This window comes from Rickettsia japonica YH (genome assembly GCF_000283595.1).
GTDB classification, from domain to species: domain Bacteria; phylum Pseudomonadota; class Alphaproteobacteria; order Rickettsiales; family Rickettsiaceae; genus Rickettsia; species Rickettsia rickettsii.
Genome location: NC_016050.1, coordinates 935895 through 950678, shown reverse-complemented (window position 1 = coordinate 950678; position 14784 = coordinate 935895). Strand labels below are relative to the sequence as shown.

The following is a 14784-nucleotide window of genomic DNA, read 5'->3' as shown; positions in this document are numbered from 1 at the left end:
TTTATATGGTACAGGAAAATAAAAATTTTGCTACGGCACAAGCTAAATCTATTAGAGTAAGTTCAAGGAAGCTCAATTTAGTTGCAGCCTTTATTAGAAATATGAAAGTATCTGAAGCATTGGTACAATTAACTTTTTCTCCTAAAAGAATTGCAAAAGTTGTAAAAAATTGTTTACAATCTGCTGTTGCAAATGCTGAAAATAATTTAGGTCTAGATATAGATAGATTGGTTATTACTAAAGCGACTGTAGGTAAGGCTTTAGTAATGAAAAGAGTTATGCCAAGAGCAAAAGGAAGAGCAACTAGAATAAATAAGTTTTTTAGTAATCTTTATATAACTGTTACAGAAAAAGAGGATAATTAAAATGGGGCAGAAAGTTTGTGCACATGGTTTTAGAGTTGGACCGACTTTAATTAAAGGTTGGGATTCCGTATTATATGCAGAAAAACATTATAAAACTCTTTTTATACAAGATTTAAAAATTAGGGATTTAATAAATAAGGGGTTTAATCAAGCTCAAATTAGCAGAGTTTTAATTGAACGTCCTTCTAATAAAAGTATTATAATTAATATTAATACCAAAAAACCAAATATCATTATCGGTAGAAACGGTAGTGAAATTGATAAGCTAAAAAAAGCTATCGAGAAAATGACTTCTTTAAAAGAAGTTTATATAAATATTCACGAAGTTAGAAAATTTAATATAGATGCTGCTATAGTAGCTCAAACTATAGCACTACAGCTTGAAAAAAGAGTTTCTTTTAGAAAAGCCATGAAAACAGCAATTCAGGCTTCATTTAAACAAGGTGGACAAGGTATCAGGGTTAGTTGTTCAGGACGACTTGGAGGTGCTGAAATTGCTAGAACCGAATGGTATATAGAAGGAAGAATGCCGTTACATACTTTAAGAGCTGATATTGATTATTCAACAGCTGAGGCTATAACTACTTATGGAGTTATAGGGGTTAAAGTGTGGATTTATAAAGGTGAATATACAGAAAATAAAAGATATAATTAATTTTAAGTATTAAAATGTTAGCTCCGAAAAAACAAAAATTTAGAAAAGCTCATAAGGGTAGGGTTGCTTCAAAAGCAAAAGCAGGTACGACACTTGCTTTTGGATCATTTGGTCTAAAATCTATAGATGGTTGGCGTGTTACTGCAAGACAAATAGAAGCAGGAAGAAAAGCTGCTACTAGATGTATGAAAAGGCAAGGAAGATTATGGATTCGCATTTTTCCGGATGTTCCCGTTTCTAAAAAGCCTGCCGAAGTAAGAATGGGTAAAGGTAAAGGTTCTCCTGAATTTTTTGCAGTTAGAGTTTCGCCTGGAAGAATTATGTTTGAAATTGAAGGGGTAGAAGAAAATGTTGCACTTAGAGCTTTGGAGCTTGCAAGTGTAAAATTACCTGTTAGAACAAGGATAGTGAGACGTTATGAATGATTTAAAATTATTAAGAAGTAAGTTATCTACTGAAACAATAGAAGAGCTTTATAAAAACCTTAATCTTTTAAAAAAAGAATTGTTTAATTTAAGATTTCAACAAGCTTTAGGTGATTTAAAAAATACTAGTAGGTTTTCGTTAGTCAAAAAGTCTATAGCACGTATTAAAACTGAATTAACAAAAAGAGCTAATAGTGAGGAATATTAAAATGCCGAAAAGAGTGTTACAAGGCGTGGTTATAAGTTCAAAAGCTGATAAGACGGTTACAGTAAAAGTAGAAAGAAAGTTTAAGCATCCTATTTATAAAAAATTTGTGAAAGTATCTAAAAAATATGCTGCTCATGATTCAGAAAATAAATATCAAGAAGGAGATAAAGTTAGTATAATTGAAAGTCGGCCTATCTCAAAAACCAAAACATGGGTAGTGGTAAATGGGGAATAAAGTTTTTTAATCTTTGACTTTATAAGGTAGATTGTTTATTTTATTTCTCGTGTATAAAAAATTGGAAGTAGTTTATGATTCAAATGCAGAGCATCTTGGAAGTTGCAGATAATTCCGGTGCTAAAAAAGTTATGTGTATTAAAGTTTTAGGTGGCTCTCACCATATGGTGGCAAAGCTGGGTGATGTTATAGTTGTATCTGTTAAAGACGCTATACCCGGTGGTAAGGTTAAAAAGGGGGATGTTTATAAAGGCGTGATTGTTCGTACAAAGACTGGAGTAGTAAGACCTGACGGTAGTACAATAAAATTTGATAAAAACGCATTAGTGCTTTTGAGTAAACAAGATGAACCTATCGGTACTAGAGTTTTTGGTCCTGTTACAAGAGAACTTAGAGCGAAAAAATATGTTAGAATAATGTCGCTTGCAGAGGAAGTGTTATAAATGATTAAATTAAAAGTAAAAAAAGGTGATGAAGTTGTTGTTATTACCGGAAAGCACAAAGGAAAAAAAGGTAAAATATTAAAAGTTTTCCCGGAGGACAGTAAAGTAATTGTTTCTGGAGTAAATTTAGTAAAAAAGCATACTAAATCTAATCAAATGAGTGAAGGCGGGATAATAACTAAAGAATTACCTATACATATCTCAAATATTGCACACATCGATCCAAAAGCCGGTAACCCTACCAAGGTAGCTTTTAAATTCTTAGAAGACGGTTCTAAGGTTAGAGTAGCAAAGAAATCAGGGGAAATTATTGGTAAGGAAGGTAAATAATGTTAAGATTTAAAGAATTATATCAGCAAAAAATTATTGAAAACTTACAAAAAAAATTTTCTTATAAAAATAAACACGAAATACCGCAAATTAAGAAAATTGTTATAAATATGGGAGTAGGGGAAGCAACAGCCGATTCCAAAGTAATTAATAATGCAGTAAATGATCTTACTTTGATTTCCGGTCAGAAGCCGGTTGTAACGTTAGCAAGAAAATCTATTGCAACTTTTAAGTTACGCGAAAATATGAAAATAGGTTGCAAGGTTACATTACGTAAAGATAGAATGTATGATTTTTTAGAGAGGTTAGTAATTGTTGCATTACCCCGTGTTAAGGAATTTCGCGGTTTTTCTTATAAAAGTTTTGATGGTAAAGGGAATTTTACTTTTGGATTAAAAGAGCAGATAGTTTTTCCTGAAATTAATTACGATAAAATCGATACAATAAGAGGTATGGATATTACAATCGTTACATCTGCTAAAACAGATCAAGAAAGTAAATTTTTGTTATCAGGGTTTAATTTACCTTTTTATAATTAATTTTTAGGATATATATAATGGCAAAAGTAAGTTCTATAAAAAAGAACGAAAGTAGGAAAAAAAAATCACAAAGTTTACATAATAAACGTTTAGCACTAAAAAGTAAAATTTATGATAAAAATATTTCATTAGAAGAGCGTTTTGCTTTGGTAATGTCACTTGCACAATTACCTAGAAATTCATCATCTACTAGAATAAGAAATAGATGTGAGCTTACAGGTAGACCAAGAGGTGTTACAAGAAAGTTTGGTATATCGAGGAATAAGCTTAGAGAATTAATAGGCAGAGGCTTAGTTCCCGGTGTAGTTAAGTCAAGTTGGTAAAAAGTCGATAGGTAAATCATATGTCAATGACGGATAATGTAGCAGATATGTTAACTAGAATTAGAAATGCTTATAAAAGCAAATTGATAAATGTTTCTTTCCCTAGTTCTAAAATTAAAACTTCAATTTTAGATGTTTTGCAAAAAGAAGGTTATATAAAAGATTATATAACGACTCAAAAAAATAATATTAGTTATACTGAGGTAGCTTTAAAATACTCTGTTAATGGCGATGCTTCTATATGCGAAATTCATAGAGTATCAAAGCCTGGAAAAAGAGTATATTCTGCTATTAAAGATTTGAAAGGATATTATAATAATATGGGTATATATATTCTTTCTACTCCTTACGGTGTTATGTCTGATAGAGAAGCTCATATTAAAAATGTCGGCGGCGAAGTAATTTGTAAAGTATTTTAAGGTAAAAAAATGTCACGTGTTGGAAAATTGCCAATTACTATACCTGAAGGTGTAAAAATTGATTTAAATGATTTAGAAGTAAAAATATCCGGACCTAAAGGCGAATTATCAAAAACTTTTAAAGGTAATATAGCAATTTCATTGGCAGAAAATAAGCTTTTAGTAAAACCTTTAGCCGCCAATAAAAATGCACGTGCTATGTGGGGTACTGCAAGAAGCATAATATCAAATATGGTTACCGGCGTTAAAGAAGGTTTTAAGCTTAAACTCGAAATTAACGGAGTCGGTTACAGGGCGATGGTAAAAGGTAAATATTTAAATTTAATGCTTGCTAAAAGCCATAATACAAAAATTGAAATACCTTCAGGTATTAAAATAGAGATGCCTAAGCAAAACATTATTATTCTTGAGGGAACAGATAAAGAAAAATTAGGACAATTTGCTTCAATTATTATAAAACAGAGACCACCTGAGCCTTATAAAGGAAAAGGAATTAAATTTGAAAATCAATTTATACCGCGTAAAGAAGGTAAGAAAAATTAAATTTAAGAGTTAAATATGCGTAGTGCTAAGCTAAAATTTGAAAAAAGAAGAAGTAGAATAAGACATAAAATATCTAAAACATCTAATAGAGTTAGATTATCAATATTTAAGTCAGGTAGACATATATATGCACAAATTATTGATGATTCTAAGTCTATAACGATTGCTGCAGCTTCAACTTTAGATGAGAAAATAAAAAAATTAAAAAAATCTCATTGTAATATTGAAAATGCTATCAAAGTGGGCGAAGAAATAGCAAAAAAAGCTGATTCTGCAGGGATAAAAGACGTAGTGTTTGATAGAGGCGGATATAAGTATCACGGTGTTGTAAAAGCTCTAGCTGATGCAGCTAGAGAGAAAATAAAATTTTAGGTTATAAGGTTGTAGTAATGTCTAAAGTTAAAAAAAATGACGAGGCTTTAAGTGAAGTTTTAGTTGATGTAAATAGAGTTACAAAAGTAGTAAAAGGCGGTAGAAGCTTTGCTTTTTCTGCTTATGTAGTGGTCGGTGATAAAGCCGGCAGAGTCGGAGCGGGACACGGAAAAGCTAAAGAAGTAAATGAAGCTCGAGGCAAGGCAAAACAAGCCGCTAAAAAGAGAATGATGAAAGTGCCGTTATATCAAAATAGGACTATTCACCATGACGTTGTCGGTAAAAGTGGAGCTGCTAAAGTGATTTTAAGAAGAGCTAAAGCAGGTACAGGCGTTATAGCCGGAGGATCTATGAGAGCAATTTTTGACTCTTTAGGCGTTCATGATATTGTTGCTAAATCAATAGGTTCAACGAATGTTTACGCAATGATTTCTGCAACATTTGATGCATTAAATAAACTTGCATCACCAAAATCTATTGCTATGAGAAGAGATAAAAAAGTAAATGAAATATCTGTAAAATCTGCTGACATTCAAGTTAATGAATAATGTTGCGTAAGTAAGGTGAAGTTATGAATAATAAGATCAATAATATAAAAATTACTCAAGTTCAAAGTGCTATAGGTCGTAAGTATGATCAAAGATTGATATTAGTTGGGCTTGGTTTAAACAAAATTAATAAGAGCGTTATTCTTGCAAATACTAATTCAATCAAAGGGATGGTTAAAAAAGTAAAGCATTTGTTAAAAATAGAAAATATGTAATTAGAGTTTTTAAATGAAATTAAATGAATTATATAATAATATAGGTGCTAAAAAAAATAAGAAAAGAATAGCACGCGGTATTGGTAGTGGTAAAGGAAAAACCGGTGGTAGAGGAATTAAAGGTCAAAAATCTAGATCCGGCGTTGCAATAAAAGGGTTTGAAGGTGGTCAAACACCTATGATCAAAAGACTACCTAAAAGAGGTTTTAATTGTATTTCAACTAAAAAATACAATATAATAAATATTTATAATATTGAAGAAGCATTAGCCGATGGGCGTTTAAGTGCTAATGATACTATTACGAAAGAAAAATTGGTAGAAGCCAGAGTAGTGAATAATAAAAATAATAAGAAATTAGTGAAATTATTATCTATTTGTAGTGATGATTTTGCTGCTCCTCTATCATTAAAATTAGATGCCTATTCTTCTAAAGCTAAGGATTTAATCGAGAAAGTAGGTGGAAAATTATTATAGTATATGGGGCAGAATTTTTCTAAAAAATCCGGTAATGATTTAGTTAGTCGTATTGTTTTTACTATTCTCATTCTTATAGTATGTAGATTTGGGTCTTTTATACCTATACCTGGTATAGATTCAATTGCTTTAAGTAGTGTGGCTGCAAAGAATCAATCCGGAATACTCGGAATGTTTAATATGCTATCCGGAGGATCGCTAGGTAGAATGTCCATTTTTGCTTTAGCAATTATGCCGTATATTACCGCCTCAATTATTATCCAATTAATGTCAGTTGCATATAAACCTTTGGAAAATTTAAAAAAAGAAGGGGAAGTCGGCAAAAGAAAAGTAAATCAGCTATCGAGATATTTAACGGTTCTGTTGGCTTCTTTTCAGGCTTATGGAGTTGCTATAAGTTTAGAGTCGATTGTAACCAATACCGGTCCTGTAGTAATTTTAGCGGGTTTTTTCTTTAGAGTTACAACCGTAATTACTTTAGTTGTAGGCACGATGCTATTAATGTGGTTAGGAGAACAAATTACACAACGCGGAATAGGTAATGGTACGTCTTTAATTATATTTATAGGTATAATTTCGGGAGTACCTAGTGCTATTATTAGTGTGTTTGAATTATCAAGAAAAGGAGCATTATCGCCTTTAATAGCGATAGCTGTTTGTATTGGAGTAGTTGTATTAATAGCTATAATTATATTTTTTGAAAAAGCCCAAAGAAAATTATTGGTGCAGTATCCTAAAAGACAAGTAGGAAATAAAATTTATGGAGGCGAAGCAACCCATATGCCTCTCAAGTTAAATACTTCTGGTGTAATACCCCCAATATTTGCTAGTTCAATTTTACTATTTCCTGCTACGCTTGCTAATTTTTCTAATAGTAATTCAGAAACTATGGGCATGCTTACTTATTACTTAGGGCATGGAAAACCTGTATATATTTTATTATATGTAGCATTAATTATGTTTTTTAGTTTTTTTTATACTGCAATAGTATTTAATTCTGAAGAAACTGCTAATAATTTAAGAAAATACGGTGCTTATATTCCAGGTAAAAGACCAGGAAAAAATACGTCTGATTATTTTGATTATATACTTACAAGGCTTACGGTTATAGGTGGGATATATTTAAGTGTAATATGTGTAATTCCGGAGCTATTAATGAATAAATATGTAATCTCTCTTTCTTTAGGAGGTACGAGTTTTTTAATTGTAGTGAACGTGGTACTTGATACTATGACTCAGATTCAAACTTACTTATTTAGTAGTAAGTATGAAGGTTTAATGAAGAAAGTAAAATTAAAAAATTCAAAATGAGCTTAAATAGTGATAGTAATTTTTTTAGGTCCTCCAGGAGCGGGAAAGGGCACACAAGGAAAAAAGATAGCTAAAAAAATTGATTTACCACATATAGCAATCGGTGATATATTTAGAACAATTATTAAAACATCAACTAGTGAAGCAGAGTTAATTAATAATTATGTGAAGCAAGGGGAGCTTATCCCTAATGAAATAGTGAATCAAGTAATCAAAAATTTTTTATTATCCTCTGAATATAAAAACGGCTACATATTAGATGGATATCCGCGTAATTTAGAGCAAGCAAAATTTTTTGAATCATTTATTAAAGAAAAAATTAAAATAATATATTTTGATGTTTCAGATGAATTATTAATTAAAAGAATTTTAGGAAGATATAGTTGTAAAAATTGCGGTAAAATATATAATAGTTACTTCTTGCAGCCTAAAACTGATAATGTATGTGATGTTTGTGGTTCAAGTACATTTGATTATAGAAAAGACGATAATGAAGAAGTAATAAAAAAAAGAATTGAAGTATATAAAACAGAAACATATCCGTTAATAGATTATTATAAAAATAGTGGTAATTTTTATATAGTTAATGGAAGTAAAAATGAACACGAAATAGAAATTGATATACAGAAGATACTAAAAATAAATTGACTTTATCAAAGATTTTTATATTATTTTTTAGTTACCAGTAAAATTTTGGAGATTATTTGTGGCAAGAATTGCAAGTGTTAATATTCCTGATAATAAACGTTTAGTTGTGAGTTTAACTTACATTTACGGTCTTGGGCCTACTATGGCAGCAGAGATTTGTAATAAAGCAAAAATATCGAAAGATACAAAAGTGAAAGAACTGACAGATCAAGAGTTAATAAGCTTACGTAATATTATTGAAAGTGAGTATAAAGTTGAGGGTGATTTAAGACGAGAAGTTACGCTTAATATTAAGAAAAAGAAAGATATAAGATGTTATCAAGGACTTAGACATATACGTAAGTTGCCGGTGAGAGGACAGAATACGCATTCTAATGCTCGAACTAGAAAAGGTAAAGCTATTGCGATAGCCGGAAAGAAAAAAGCTGTAAAATAATAGTTTAAGTATAGAGTATAAATAATGAATCAGACGGTTAAAGTTAAGAAAAAGAAAAAAACTATCACTCTTGGTGTTGTGCATATCCGAGCATCATTTAATAATACTATAGTAACATTTACTGATATCCAAGGTAATACTATTTCTTCTGCATCGGCAGGAGGTAATGGGTTTAAAGGGGCAAGAAAAGCAACACCTTATGCAGCTCAAGTAACAATTGATAGAGCATCGGAAAAAGCAAAAGAATATGGTCTAAAAACTATTTCTATTAGGATTGGAGGACCGGGGGCTCAGCGTGAATCAGCAATGAGAGCTTTATTCGGACAAAATTTTGTGGTTACATCAATTTTAGATGTATCGTCAATTGCTCATAATGGAGTAAGACCGCCAAAAAGAAGAAGAGTATAAGAGAATCATAGGTATTAAATGTTATCGTTAAGTAAAAATTGGAATACTTTAATAAAGCCGAATAAAGTCGCGTATGAAAATTTTCCAGAAACCAATAATAAAGCTAAAATTGTAGTTGAACCTTTAGAAAGAGGTTTTGGTTTAACACTCGGTAATGCTATGAGAAGAGTATTACTTTCTTCTTTACAAGGAGCAGCTATCACTTCTATAAAGATCCCTGCTATAGAACATGAATTTTCTTCTATACCCGGTGTAAAAGAAGATGTATCGGAAGTGATTTTAAACATTAAAGGTATTGAAGTAAAAATGCATGTTGCAGAAAAACGTATCATGAAATTAAAAGCAACAGGACCTTGTGTTGTAACGGCCGGTATGATTGAAACAGGTCATGATGTAGAAATACTGAATCCGGATCATGTAATTTGTGATCTAGCTAAGGATAAGCAGCTTGAAATGGAATTAACTTGCAAGGTTGGTAAAGGATATGTACTTAGCACAAATAGTTATGAGGATAATTTACCTATTGGTGAAATAGCTATAGATGCTTTATTTAATCCGGTAAAGAGTGTTACTTATAGGGTAGAAAATACTAGGGTAGGTCAGGTTACCGATTATGATAAATTAATTATGTTTGTAGAAACTAACGGTGATGTATTACCTGAAATGGCTGTAGGTTTAGCTGCACGTATTTTACAGGAGCAATTACAATTATTTATTTCTTTTGAAGAACAGGAAGAAGATAAGCAAGTTAAAACTGATGCTTTACCATTTTCACCTTATTTACTTAAGAGAGTTGATGAATTGGAATTATCGGTTAGATCTGCAAATTGTTTGAAAAATGATAATATAATATATATAGGGGATCTAGTAAAAAGAACGGAATCCGATATGCTGAGAACTCCAAATTTCGGTAGAAAATCTTTAAATGAGATTAAAGAAATATTGGCAAAATTTAATTTAAGATTCGGTATGGATGTACCGGATTGGCCACCGGAAAATATTCAGGAATTATCTAAACGTTATGAAGATTCTTATAATTAAGGACTAAAAAATGCGACATAAAATTAAAGGCAGAAAGTTAAATGTAACAAGTAGTCATCGGCAAGCAATGCTCGCTAATATGGTTGTAGCACTTGTAACCCATGAACAAATTAAAACTACTTTACCAAAAGCTAAGGAATTAAGACCTTATATTGAAACTCTAATTACTAAAGCTAAAAAAGCTGATTTAACGGTAAGAAGAAGCGTTTTATCAAAAATAAAAGACAAAACAGCAGTAGCAAAGCTTATAAATATTTTAGGTACCAGATATAAAGATAGACCTGGCGGTTATACTAGAATAATAAAAGCCGGATTCCGTTATGGTGATTTAGCACCGATAGCATATATTGAATTTGTAGATAGAGATATTAATGCTAAAGGAAATATACAGCAAGATGCTAATGAAGAAATTAAAAATTAAAATATAAGGGACTCGGTAATGGCTAATCATTCTTCAGCAAAAAAAGCTGCTAGACAAACAGTAAAAAGAACTCTAATCAATAAAAAACGATCTAGTGCAATAAAAACTTTTATAAAGAAAGTTGTACATGAAATCAGTCTTGGTAATAAAGAAAATGCTAACATAGCTTTATCTGTTGCTCAGTCTAAGATAATGCAAGGTGTGAAAAAAAATATAATTAAATTAAATACCGCCTCAAGAAAAATCAGCAGATTATCAAGGCAAATAAAAAGTTTGAAAGTAAATAACACTCTATAGTAATTTAAAAGCAAAAACTAATAAAATTTTGCTAAATTATTTATATACTTCTTATGAATTATAAATGATGTTATTTTACTAATTAATAAAAAATATGGGCGATTAGCTCAGCTGGTAGAGTATCTCGTTTACACCGAGAGTGTCGGCGGTTCGAGTCCGTCATCGCCCACCAATCAAAAGTTTTTAGTATTTCAACGAAAATATCAAACAATGAATGAAGCTTAAACTCAAGTTTTTCAGTTTTAAATGTTACAATAGTTAAACCTATCAAGAAAAACAGTATCTTTGTGAAATGGCGTTTCTAACTAAGTATATATTAGTTAATAATTTAATGCCATTGCTAGAAAATTACAAAGTAATTGACGAAATAATCCAGTACAAAAATACTAAATTTGAGCATCTTTTAGTACTTTTTCTAAATTCCCAGGTTCTTTATAGTTATAGTTTTTTATTGTGTAAATCAGGAAACACGTTCAGTGTCATACAATAGACCTCTTCGGAAATTCTACTTCCTAGAGGTAATTTGTACGTCGATCCTTACCACTCATCCTCACATACTAGTATGTACGCTTCGGTTCAAAGTGAAGTGTCTCTTTCAAATTCCTCTCTAAATCCTTATTTCTGAAGAAGTCTAATAAAGTTTACGTTAATTCGTTGACAAGAAGAAAACGAGAAGAGATTGATATAGCTAGGGTTAAATAAAAATGGTATGCTATTAATTTGTCATCCCGTGACTTGACCACGGGATCCAAAACTTTTTAAGGTTTTCTGGATACCGGGAACAAGTCCCGGTATGACAGTTTATATCTGTTTTATCTTGCTTTAGCCATAGTTACGTATTAACATTATAAATTACTTGGTTTATTGTTTTTGGAACCTGCGGTCAAGCGAACTAGGATGATATGGGCGGAATCGATCCGCGTAATAATGCTATATCGTGGTCAACAAGCCATGGTATGACACTGAATAAATTTCCTGATTCATACGAGTTTTTAGAATCTTTCATATACAGCATAATTCATAAAGCTTGATACAAGCAAATTTTGTACTATCGCCTTTGCTCATATATTAATATACGCCTAGTTCGCTCGCCTTGAAATTTATCTTGTCGGAACCTTTCTGAATTCTACTGTAATTCTTTTCCGCATTATTTATTACTTTTGCCGTTATTTTTACTAGATTTTCAAAAAAAAATAGCAAAGTATAAATTGCACGAGGAAGTGGAAGTTAAAGCAGCTAATAAAGTAAAATGATAGTTGTTTAAATACAATGTAACCAAAAGCTATTAATCTATTTAAAAGTTAAAAAATTGTTTATTATTATAATTTTAACTTTTGCTTTAATTGTAATCAACTATTATTAACAAAAAATAAGAAATAACTTTTATGGAAGATATAAGCTCTTGGAAAAAAAAGTTTGCAATTTGTGTTTATAGTAAAAAATTACTTGATAAACTCGAATATTTAAATACTAAAGTAGCAAATCCTATAGATATACTCAGATATGCTCGAAATCAAAAAAGGTATCTACTATGCACGTATCACGGTTCTCAAATACGTCAATCAGGTGATCCTTATTACTCCCATCCGATTGAGGTGACGATTATGCTTGCAGAGTTTGTAGCTGAAGAAGTTCCTAAGCTTTTTACGACCATAATGCTACAAGCTGCGTTACTTCATGATACTATTGAGGATACAGAATTAACTGAAGAAGCAATTACCGAAATTTTTGGACCGGAAGTAGCAAAACACGTAGAAGGTCTAACTAGAATTAAATCTTACGGGAAGATAAGTAGCGGAGAAAGCCTAAACTGATTAATTACAGAGAAAAGATACAATACGGCATTAATAAAATTATTTGACCGAATGCATAATGTGCAAACTTTGGGAATTAAATCACCTGAGAAAACTAGAAAAATTATTGAAGAGACTTTAATAAATTTTCTTTTGGTCGCTGCTAATATAAATTATAAACTAGAACGAGAATTTGCTAAGTTATGCCTAAAAGTTTTTAATATTGAACTTGAAAGACACAAAGCTTTTTCTAATAATAACTCTCTGCTTCCTCCTCTAACTTTATAAAATGATTTACTCCAAATGTTATAACCAATTAGAATTGGAATAATCAAGAATAATAATCCCCAGTGATTAAAATAATCTATCAAGTAAATTGTTCTACAAGAAGAAACTGCAAACATTAAAGCTCGTGATAAAGCAAATAACCAAAATATTAATAACTTAAATTTTATAAGAATTAATGGATATATTTTATAGCGTAGATAAGTTAATGTTATATATGAACCTAAATTTACTATTGAGACAATAAAATTATTATGTATGATCTGTTCACTGGTGTAACCAAAGGTATTTTTTAATATATTACTACAATGTGAGTAGGTAAAATAAAATGATACAGGCCATGCACATTCAATTAAAAAATAAGCCAAACAGGTTTTTTTATTGACCTTTTCTTGTAGTAGAAAATGGTTTTTTAATATTTATATCTCCTTTTTCAATAGCATCAGCTAAGCTTTCTTGAAGTTGGTGTTTTGCATCTGCAAATACAGGAGTTTCCTATAAAGTAGTTCGTGCAGTTAGTCCAATCACGGCAATCACTGCTCCCATCCAAAAGGCTATACGCCAACTAAAACTATAGCTGGTAACTATAGATGCTATACCGAGTACTGCAACGCCTACTACAGTAGATGCTGCGACAATCATAGCCACGCTTGAATATTGAGTAGGAGGTTTTGTGATTTCGGTTAAGTAAATTTGAGCCCCTATAATCTCGCCCATTGATGAGATCCCTTGAGCAACTCTACATAATAGTAGCAGCTATACCTATTTCTGAGTAAGGAGCAAGAGTTGTTGTAATAGTAATTGCCATAATAGCTGTGGTGATAATAACAGTTGCTTTTCTGCCTATATTGTCACCAATCCAACCAAATATTATATAGCCCCTACCGGTCTAAAAACGAAAGTAGAACAAAACGCAAAAGCATTAAGAAGTGAATTAACAAAAGGATCATACTTAGAAAAAAAATAAATCATTTAAAAGTATTGCTATATGCACGTAAAGCATTAGGTCACAATACTCAAGAAATATAACAATAGATAAAAATAGTCCTATGCTTCTTTTTGATTACGGGCTAAACTTTTTTGCTCTTTTGCGTAACTTCACATACTTTTTTACAGATTAGTTAAAATTAATAAAGAACTATACTGTTTTATATAAAAATAAAAGTCAATTTAACAAAATTAGATTTTATAGCATTGCTAACTCAAGACAGGTGTCGTATAATGAGCTGAGCGACTGAAAGGAGCATATCAATCTAAAAAAATAATAATAAATTCTAGTTTACAGAGTTTTTAACTAGATTGCTTAGTCAATATACTTTGTAATTTCCTTGCAATGGCGTTAATTTATTAAATAAATCTATCTTTATTGAGCAATGCCAATAAATTTCTAATTTAATACTTGCAATTTATCTTATAATTACTTATATTCAGATCCGCTTAGATTAAAAAGCACTAAGGCGTTTTATATGTAATTAATTTTGATCCCCTTAAACTTTTTACATTAAAACGCCGTTATTTTATTTAAGCGGGTGTAGCTCAGGGGTAGAGCGCTACCTTGCCAAGGTTGAAGTCGAGGGTTCGAATCCCTTCACCCGCTCCACTGATTTTGTTCGTTTTATGTCATTCCCGCGTAGGCGGGAATGATGTAGAGCATGTTTTTCGAGCTAAGCAACAACGCCCTTTTGCAAATGACATCAGTAAGTTTATCATAAATTCAATCTTCCAAACCATATTTTTTCTTAATATCTTCTAATGAAATTACTTCTTCTCTTTTTTCTATACGAGACAAAGCAATTAATAAATCTGCTTTTTCTTCTATATAACTTTCTATTGCTTTACGTATAATATATCCTTTTGGTCTATCGATTTCCTTAGCAACATTAGAAAGTATAATATCTAGTTCATTAGAAATTCTAGTATTTATAACTGTCATAAAAATAGCCATTTATCGGTTTTGTGATAACTTATATTAGTATAAAATACATTTAAATATATTTTATATTATTATTTTACCCTTGCATTAAAGCTATTAGGTAGCTATTTTTATTT

General features: G+C 30.8%; 25 protein-coding genes, 2 tRNA genes and 2 pseudogenes. 26 read left to right on the top strand and 3 right to left on the bottom strand.

Features of this window, described 5'->3' with window-relative positions:
- Positions 1 to 5 precede the first annotated feature (5 nt).
- From rplV to RJP_RS11605, 25 genes and pseudogenes are all read left to right on the top strand, one after another.
- Positions 6 to 365: a 50S ribosomal protein L22 gene (gene rplV / locus RJP_RS05205; RefSeq protein WP_014120994.1), complete on the top strand. Its 360-nt coding sequence runs from the start codon at positions 6 to 8 to the stop codon at positions 363 to 365.
- A gap of 1 nt (position 366) precedes the next feature.
- Positions 367 to 1020, top strand: coding sequence for a 30S ribosomal protein S3 (gene rpsC, locus RJP_RS05200; RefSeq protein WP_014120993.1), 654 nt, complete (start codon positions 367 to 369; stop codon positions 1018 to 1020).
- A 14-nt stretch (positions 1021 to 1034) separates the two neighbouring features.
- Positions 1035 to 1445 carry a 50S ribosomal protein L16 gene (gene rplP / locus RJP_RS05195; protein ID WP_014014631.1) on the top strand — a complete coding sequence of 137 codons (411 nt, stop codon included), beginning with the start codon at positions 1035 to 1037 and terminating at the stop codon, positions 1443 to 1445.
- Positions 1438 to 1653 (top strand): 50S ribosomal protein L29, encoded by a 216-nt coding sequence (gene rpmC, locus RJP_RS05190; RefSeq protein WP_004997809.1) that lies wholly within the window; start codon positions 1438 to 1440, stop codon positions 1651 to 1653. Before rplP ends, rpmC begins: the two co-directional genes overlap by 8 nt.
- A gap of 1 nt (position 1654) precedes the next feature.
- Complete coding sequence (gene rpsQ, locus RJP_RS05185; RefSeq protein WP_004997812.1) at positions 1655 to 1888, top strand: 30S ribosomal protein S17; 234 nt, start codon at positions 1655 to 1657, stop codon at positions 1886 to 1888.
- Positions 1889 to 1962: 74 nt separating this feature from the next.
- Complete coding sequence (gene rplN, locus RJP_RS05180) at positions 1963 to 2331, top strand: 50S ribosomal protein L14 (RefSeq protein WP_014120992.1); 369 nt, start codon at positions 1963 to 1965, stop codon at positions 2329 to 2331.
- A complete protein-coding gene (gene rplX, locus RJP_RS05175; RefSeq protein WP_014120991.1) occupies positions 2332 to 2661 on the top strand; it encodes a 50S ribosomal protein L24 in 330 nt (109 codons plus the stop codon). It abuts the gene before it with no gap.
- Complete coding sequence (rplE, locus tag RJP_RS05170; protein WP_010977582.1) at positions 2661 to 3200, top strand: 50S ribosomal protein L5; 540 nt, start codon at positions 2661 to 2663, stop codon at positions 3198 to 3200. Before rplX ends, rplE begins: the two co-directional genes overlap by 1 nt.
- 17 nt (positions 3201 to 3217) lie before the next feature.
- Positions 3218 to 3523 carry a 30S ribosomal protein S14 gene (rpsN, locus tag RJP_RS05165; protein WP_014014628.1) on the top strand — a complete coding sequence of 102 codons (306 nt, stop codon included), beginning with the start codon at positions 3218 to 3220 and terminating at the stop codon, positions 3521 to 3523.
- A 20-nt stretch (positions 3524 to 3543) separates the two neighbouring features.
- Positions 3544 to 3942 carry a 30S ribosomal protein S8 gene (gene rpsH / locus RJP_RS05160; protein ID WP_010977581.1) on the top strand — a complete coding sequence of 133 codons (399 nt, stop codon included), beginning with the start codon at positions 3544 to 3546 and terminating at the stop codon, positions 3940 to 3942.
- A gap of 9 nt (positions 3943 to 3951) precedes the next feature.
- The gene (rplF, locus tag RJP_RS05155) at positions 3952 to 4485 is read left to right on the top strand and encodes a 50S ribosomal protein L6 (protein WP_014014627.1); all 534 of its coding nucleotides are present in this window, start codon (positions 3952 to 3954) and stop codon (positions 4483 to 4485) included.
- A gap of 15 nt (positions 4486 to 4500) precedes the next feature.
- Entirely contained in the window at positions 4501 to 4857 is a 357-nt protein-coding gene (gene rplR, locus RJP_RS05150; protein WP_004997824.1) for a 50S ribosomal protein L18, read from the top strand.
- Between the two features lie 17 nt (positions 4858 to 4874).
- Positions 4875 to 5405, top strand: a complete 531-nt coding sequence (gene rpsE / locus RJP_RS05145) for a 30S ribosomal protein S5 (RefSeq protein WP_014120990.1) — start codon at positions 4875 to 4877, stop codon at positions 5403 to 5405.
- Positions 5406 to 5428: 23 nt separating this feature from the next.
- Positions 5429 to 5620 carry a 50S ribosomal protein L30 gene (gene rpmD, locus RJP_RS05140; RefSeq protein ID WP_014014624.1) on the top strand — a complete coding sequence of 64 codons (192 nt, stop codon included), beginning with the start codon at positions 5429 to 5431 and terminating at the stop codon, positions 5618 to 5620.
- 13 nt (positions 5621 to 5633) lie between these two features.
- Positions 5634 to 6095: a 50S ribosomal protein L15 gene (rplO, locus tag RJP_RS05135; RefSeq protein WP_014014623.1), complete on the top strand. Its 462-nt coding sequence runs from the start codon at positions 5634 to 5636 to the stop codon at positions 6093 to 6095.
- A gap of 3 nt (positions 6096 to 6098) precedes the next feature.
- Positions 6099 to 7406 carry a preprotein translocase subunit SecY gene (gene secY / locus RJP_RS05130; RefSeq protein WP_014120989.1) on the top strand — a complete coding sequence of 436 codons (1308 nt, stop codon included), beginning with the start codon at positions 6099 to 6101 and terminating at the stop codon, positions 7404 to 7406.
- A gap of 9 nt (positions 7407 to 7415) precedes the next feature.
- The gene (locus tag RJP_RS05125) at positions 7416 to 8054 is read left to right on the top strand and encodes an adenylate kinase (protein ID WP_014120988.1); all 639 of its coding nucleotides are present in this window, start codon (positions 7416 to 7418) and stop codon (positions 8052 to 8054) included.
- A 58-nt stretch (positions 8055 to 8112) separates the two neighbouring features.
- Positions 8113 to 8490, top strand: a complete 378-nt coding sequence (gene rpsM / locus RJP_RS05120; RefSeq protein ID WP_014120987.1) for a 30S ribosomal protein S13 — start codon at positions 8113 to 8115, stop codon at positions 8488 to 8490.
- A gap of 24 nt (positions 8491 to 8514) precedes the next feature.
- Positions 8515 to 8898, top strand: coding sequence for a 30S ribosomal protein S11 (gene rpsK / locus RJP_RS05115; RefSeq protein WP_008580920.1), 384 nt, complete (start codon positions 8515 to 8517; stop codon positions 8896 to 8898).
- Positions 8899 to 8916: 18 nt separating this feature from the next.
- Positions 8917 to 9939, top strand: coding sequence for a DNA-directed RNA polymerase subunit alpha (locus RJP_RS05110; protein ID WP_014014619.1), 1023 nt, complete (start codon positions 8917 to 8919; stop codon positions 9937 to 9939).
- Between the two features lie 10 nt (positions 9940 to 9949).
- The gene (gene rplQ, locus RJP_RS05105) at positions 9950 to 10360 is read left to right on the top strand and encodes a 50S ribosomal protein L17 (RefSeq protein ID WP_014120986.1); all 411 of its coding nucleotides are present in this window, start codon (positions 9950 to 9952) and stop codon (positions 10358 to 10360) included.
- Positions 10361 to 10378: 18 nt separating this feature from the next.
- Entirely contained in the window at positions 10379 to 10657 is a 279-nt protein-coding gene (gene rpsT / locus RJP_RS05100; protein ID WP_004997845.1) for a 30S ribosomal protein S20, read from the top strand.
- 96 nt (positions 10658 to 10753) lie between these two features.
- Positions 10754 to 10829, top strand: a tRNA-Val gene (locus tag RJP_RS05095).
- Positions 10830 to 12042: 1213 nt separating this feature from the next.
- A pseudogene (locus RJP_RS05090) lies at positions 12043 to 12613 on the top strand (HD domain-containing protein); the annotation flags it as partial.
- Positions 12592 to 12738: a guanosine polyphosphate pyrophosphohydrolase gene (locus RJP_RS11605; protein ID WP_390889712.1), complete on the top strand. Its 147-nt coding sequence runs from the start codon at positions 12592 to 12594 to the stop codon at positions 12736 to 12738. The pseudogene RJP_RS05090 and the gene RJP_RS11605, both read left to right, overlap by 22 nt.
- Here RJP_RS11605 and RJP_RS11440 read toward each other — a convergent pair.
- Together RJP_RS11440 and RJP_RS05085 are read right to left on the bottom strand one after the other, a co-directional pair.
- Positions 12701 to 12878 (bottom strand): annotated as a pseudogene (locus RJP_RS11440) (proline/betaine transporter); the annotation flags it as partial. The gene RJP_RS11605 and the pseudogene RJP_RS11440 sit on opposite strands and share 38 nt — an antisense overlap.
- A 352-nt stretch (positions 12879 to 13230) precedes the next feature.
- On the bottom strand, positions 13231 to 13452 hold the full coding sequence (locus RJP_RS05085; protein WP_041405561.1) for a hypothetical protein: 222 nt from the start codon (positions 13450 to 13452) through the stop codon (positions 13231 to 13233).
- 808 nt (positions 13453 to 14260) lie between these two features.
- Here RJP_RS05085 and RJP_RS05080 point away from each other — a divergent pair.
- Positions 14261 to 14335, top strand: a tRNA-Gly gene (locus tag RJP_RS05080).
- A 114-nt stretch (positions 14336 to 14449) separates the two neighbouring features.
- Here the strand turns inward: RJP_RS05080 and RJP_RS05075 are convergent.
- Positions 14450 to 14680, bottom strand: a complete 231-nt coding sequence (locus RJP_RS05075; protein ID WP_014014538.1) for an antitoxin — start codon at positions 14678 to 14680, stop codon at positions 14450 to 14452.
- Positions 14681 to 14784 lie beyond the last annotated feature (104 nt).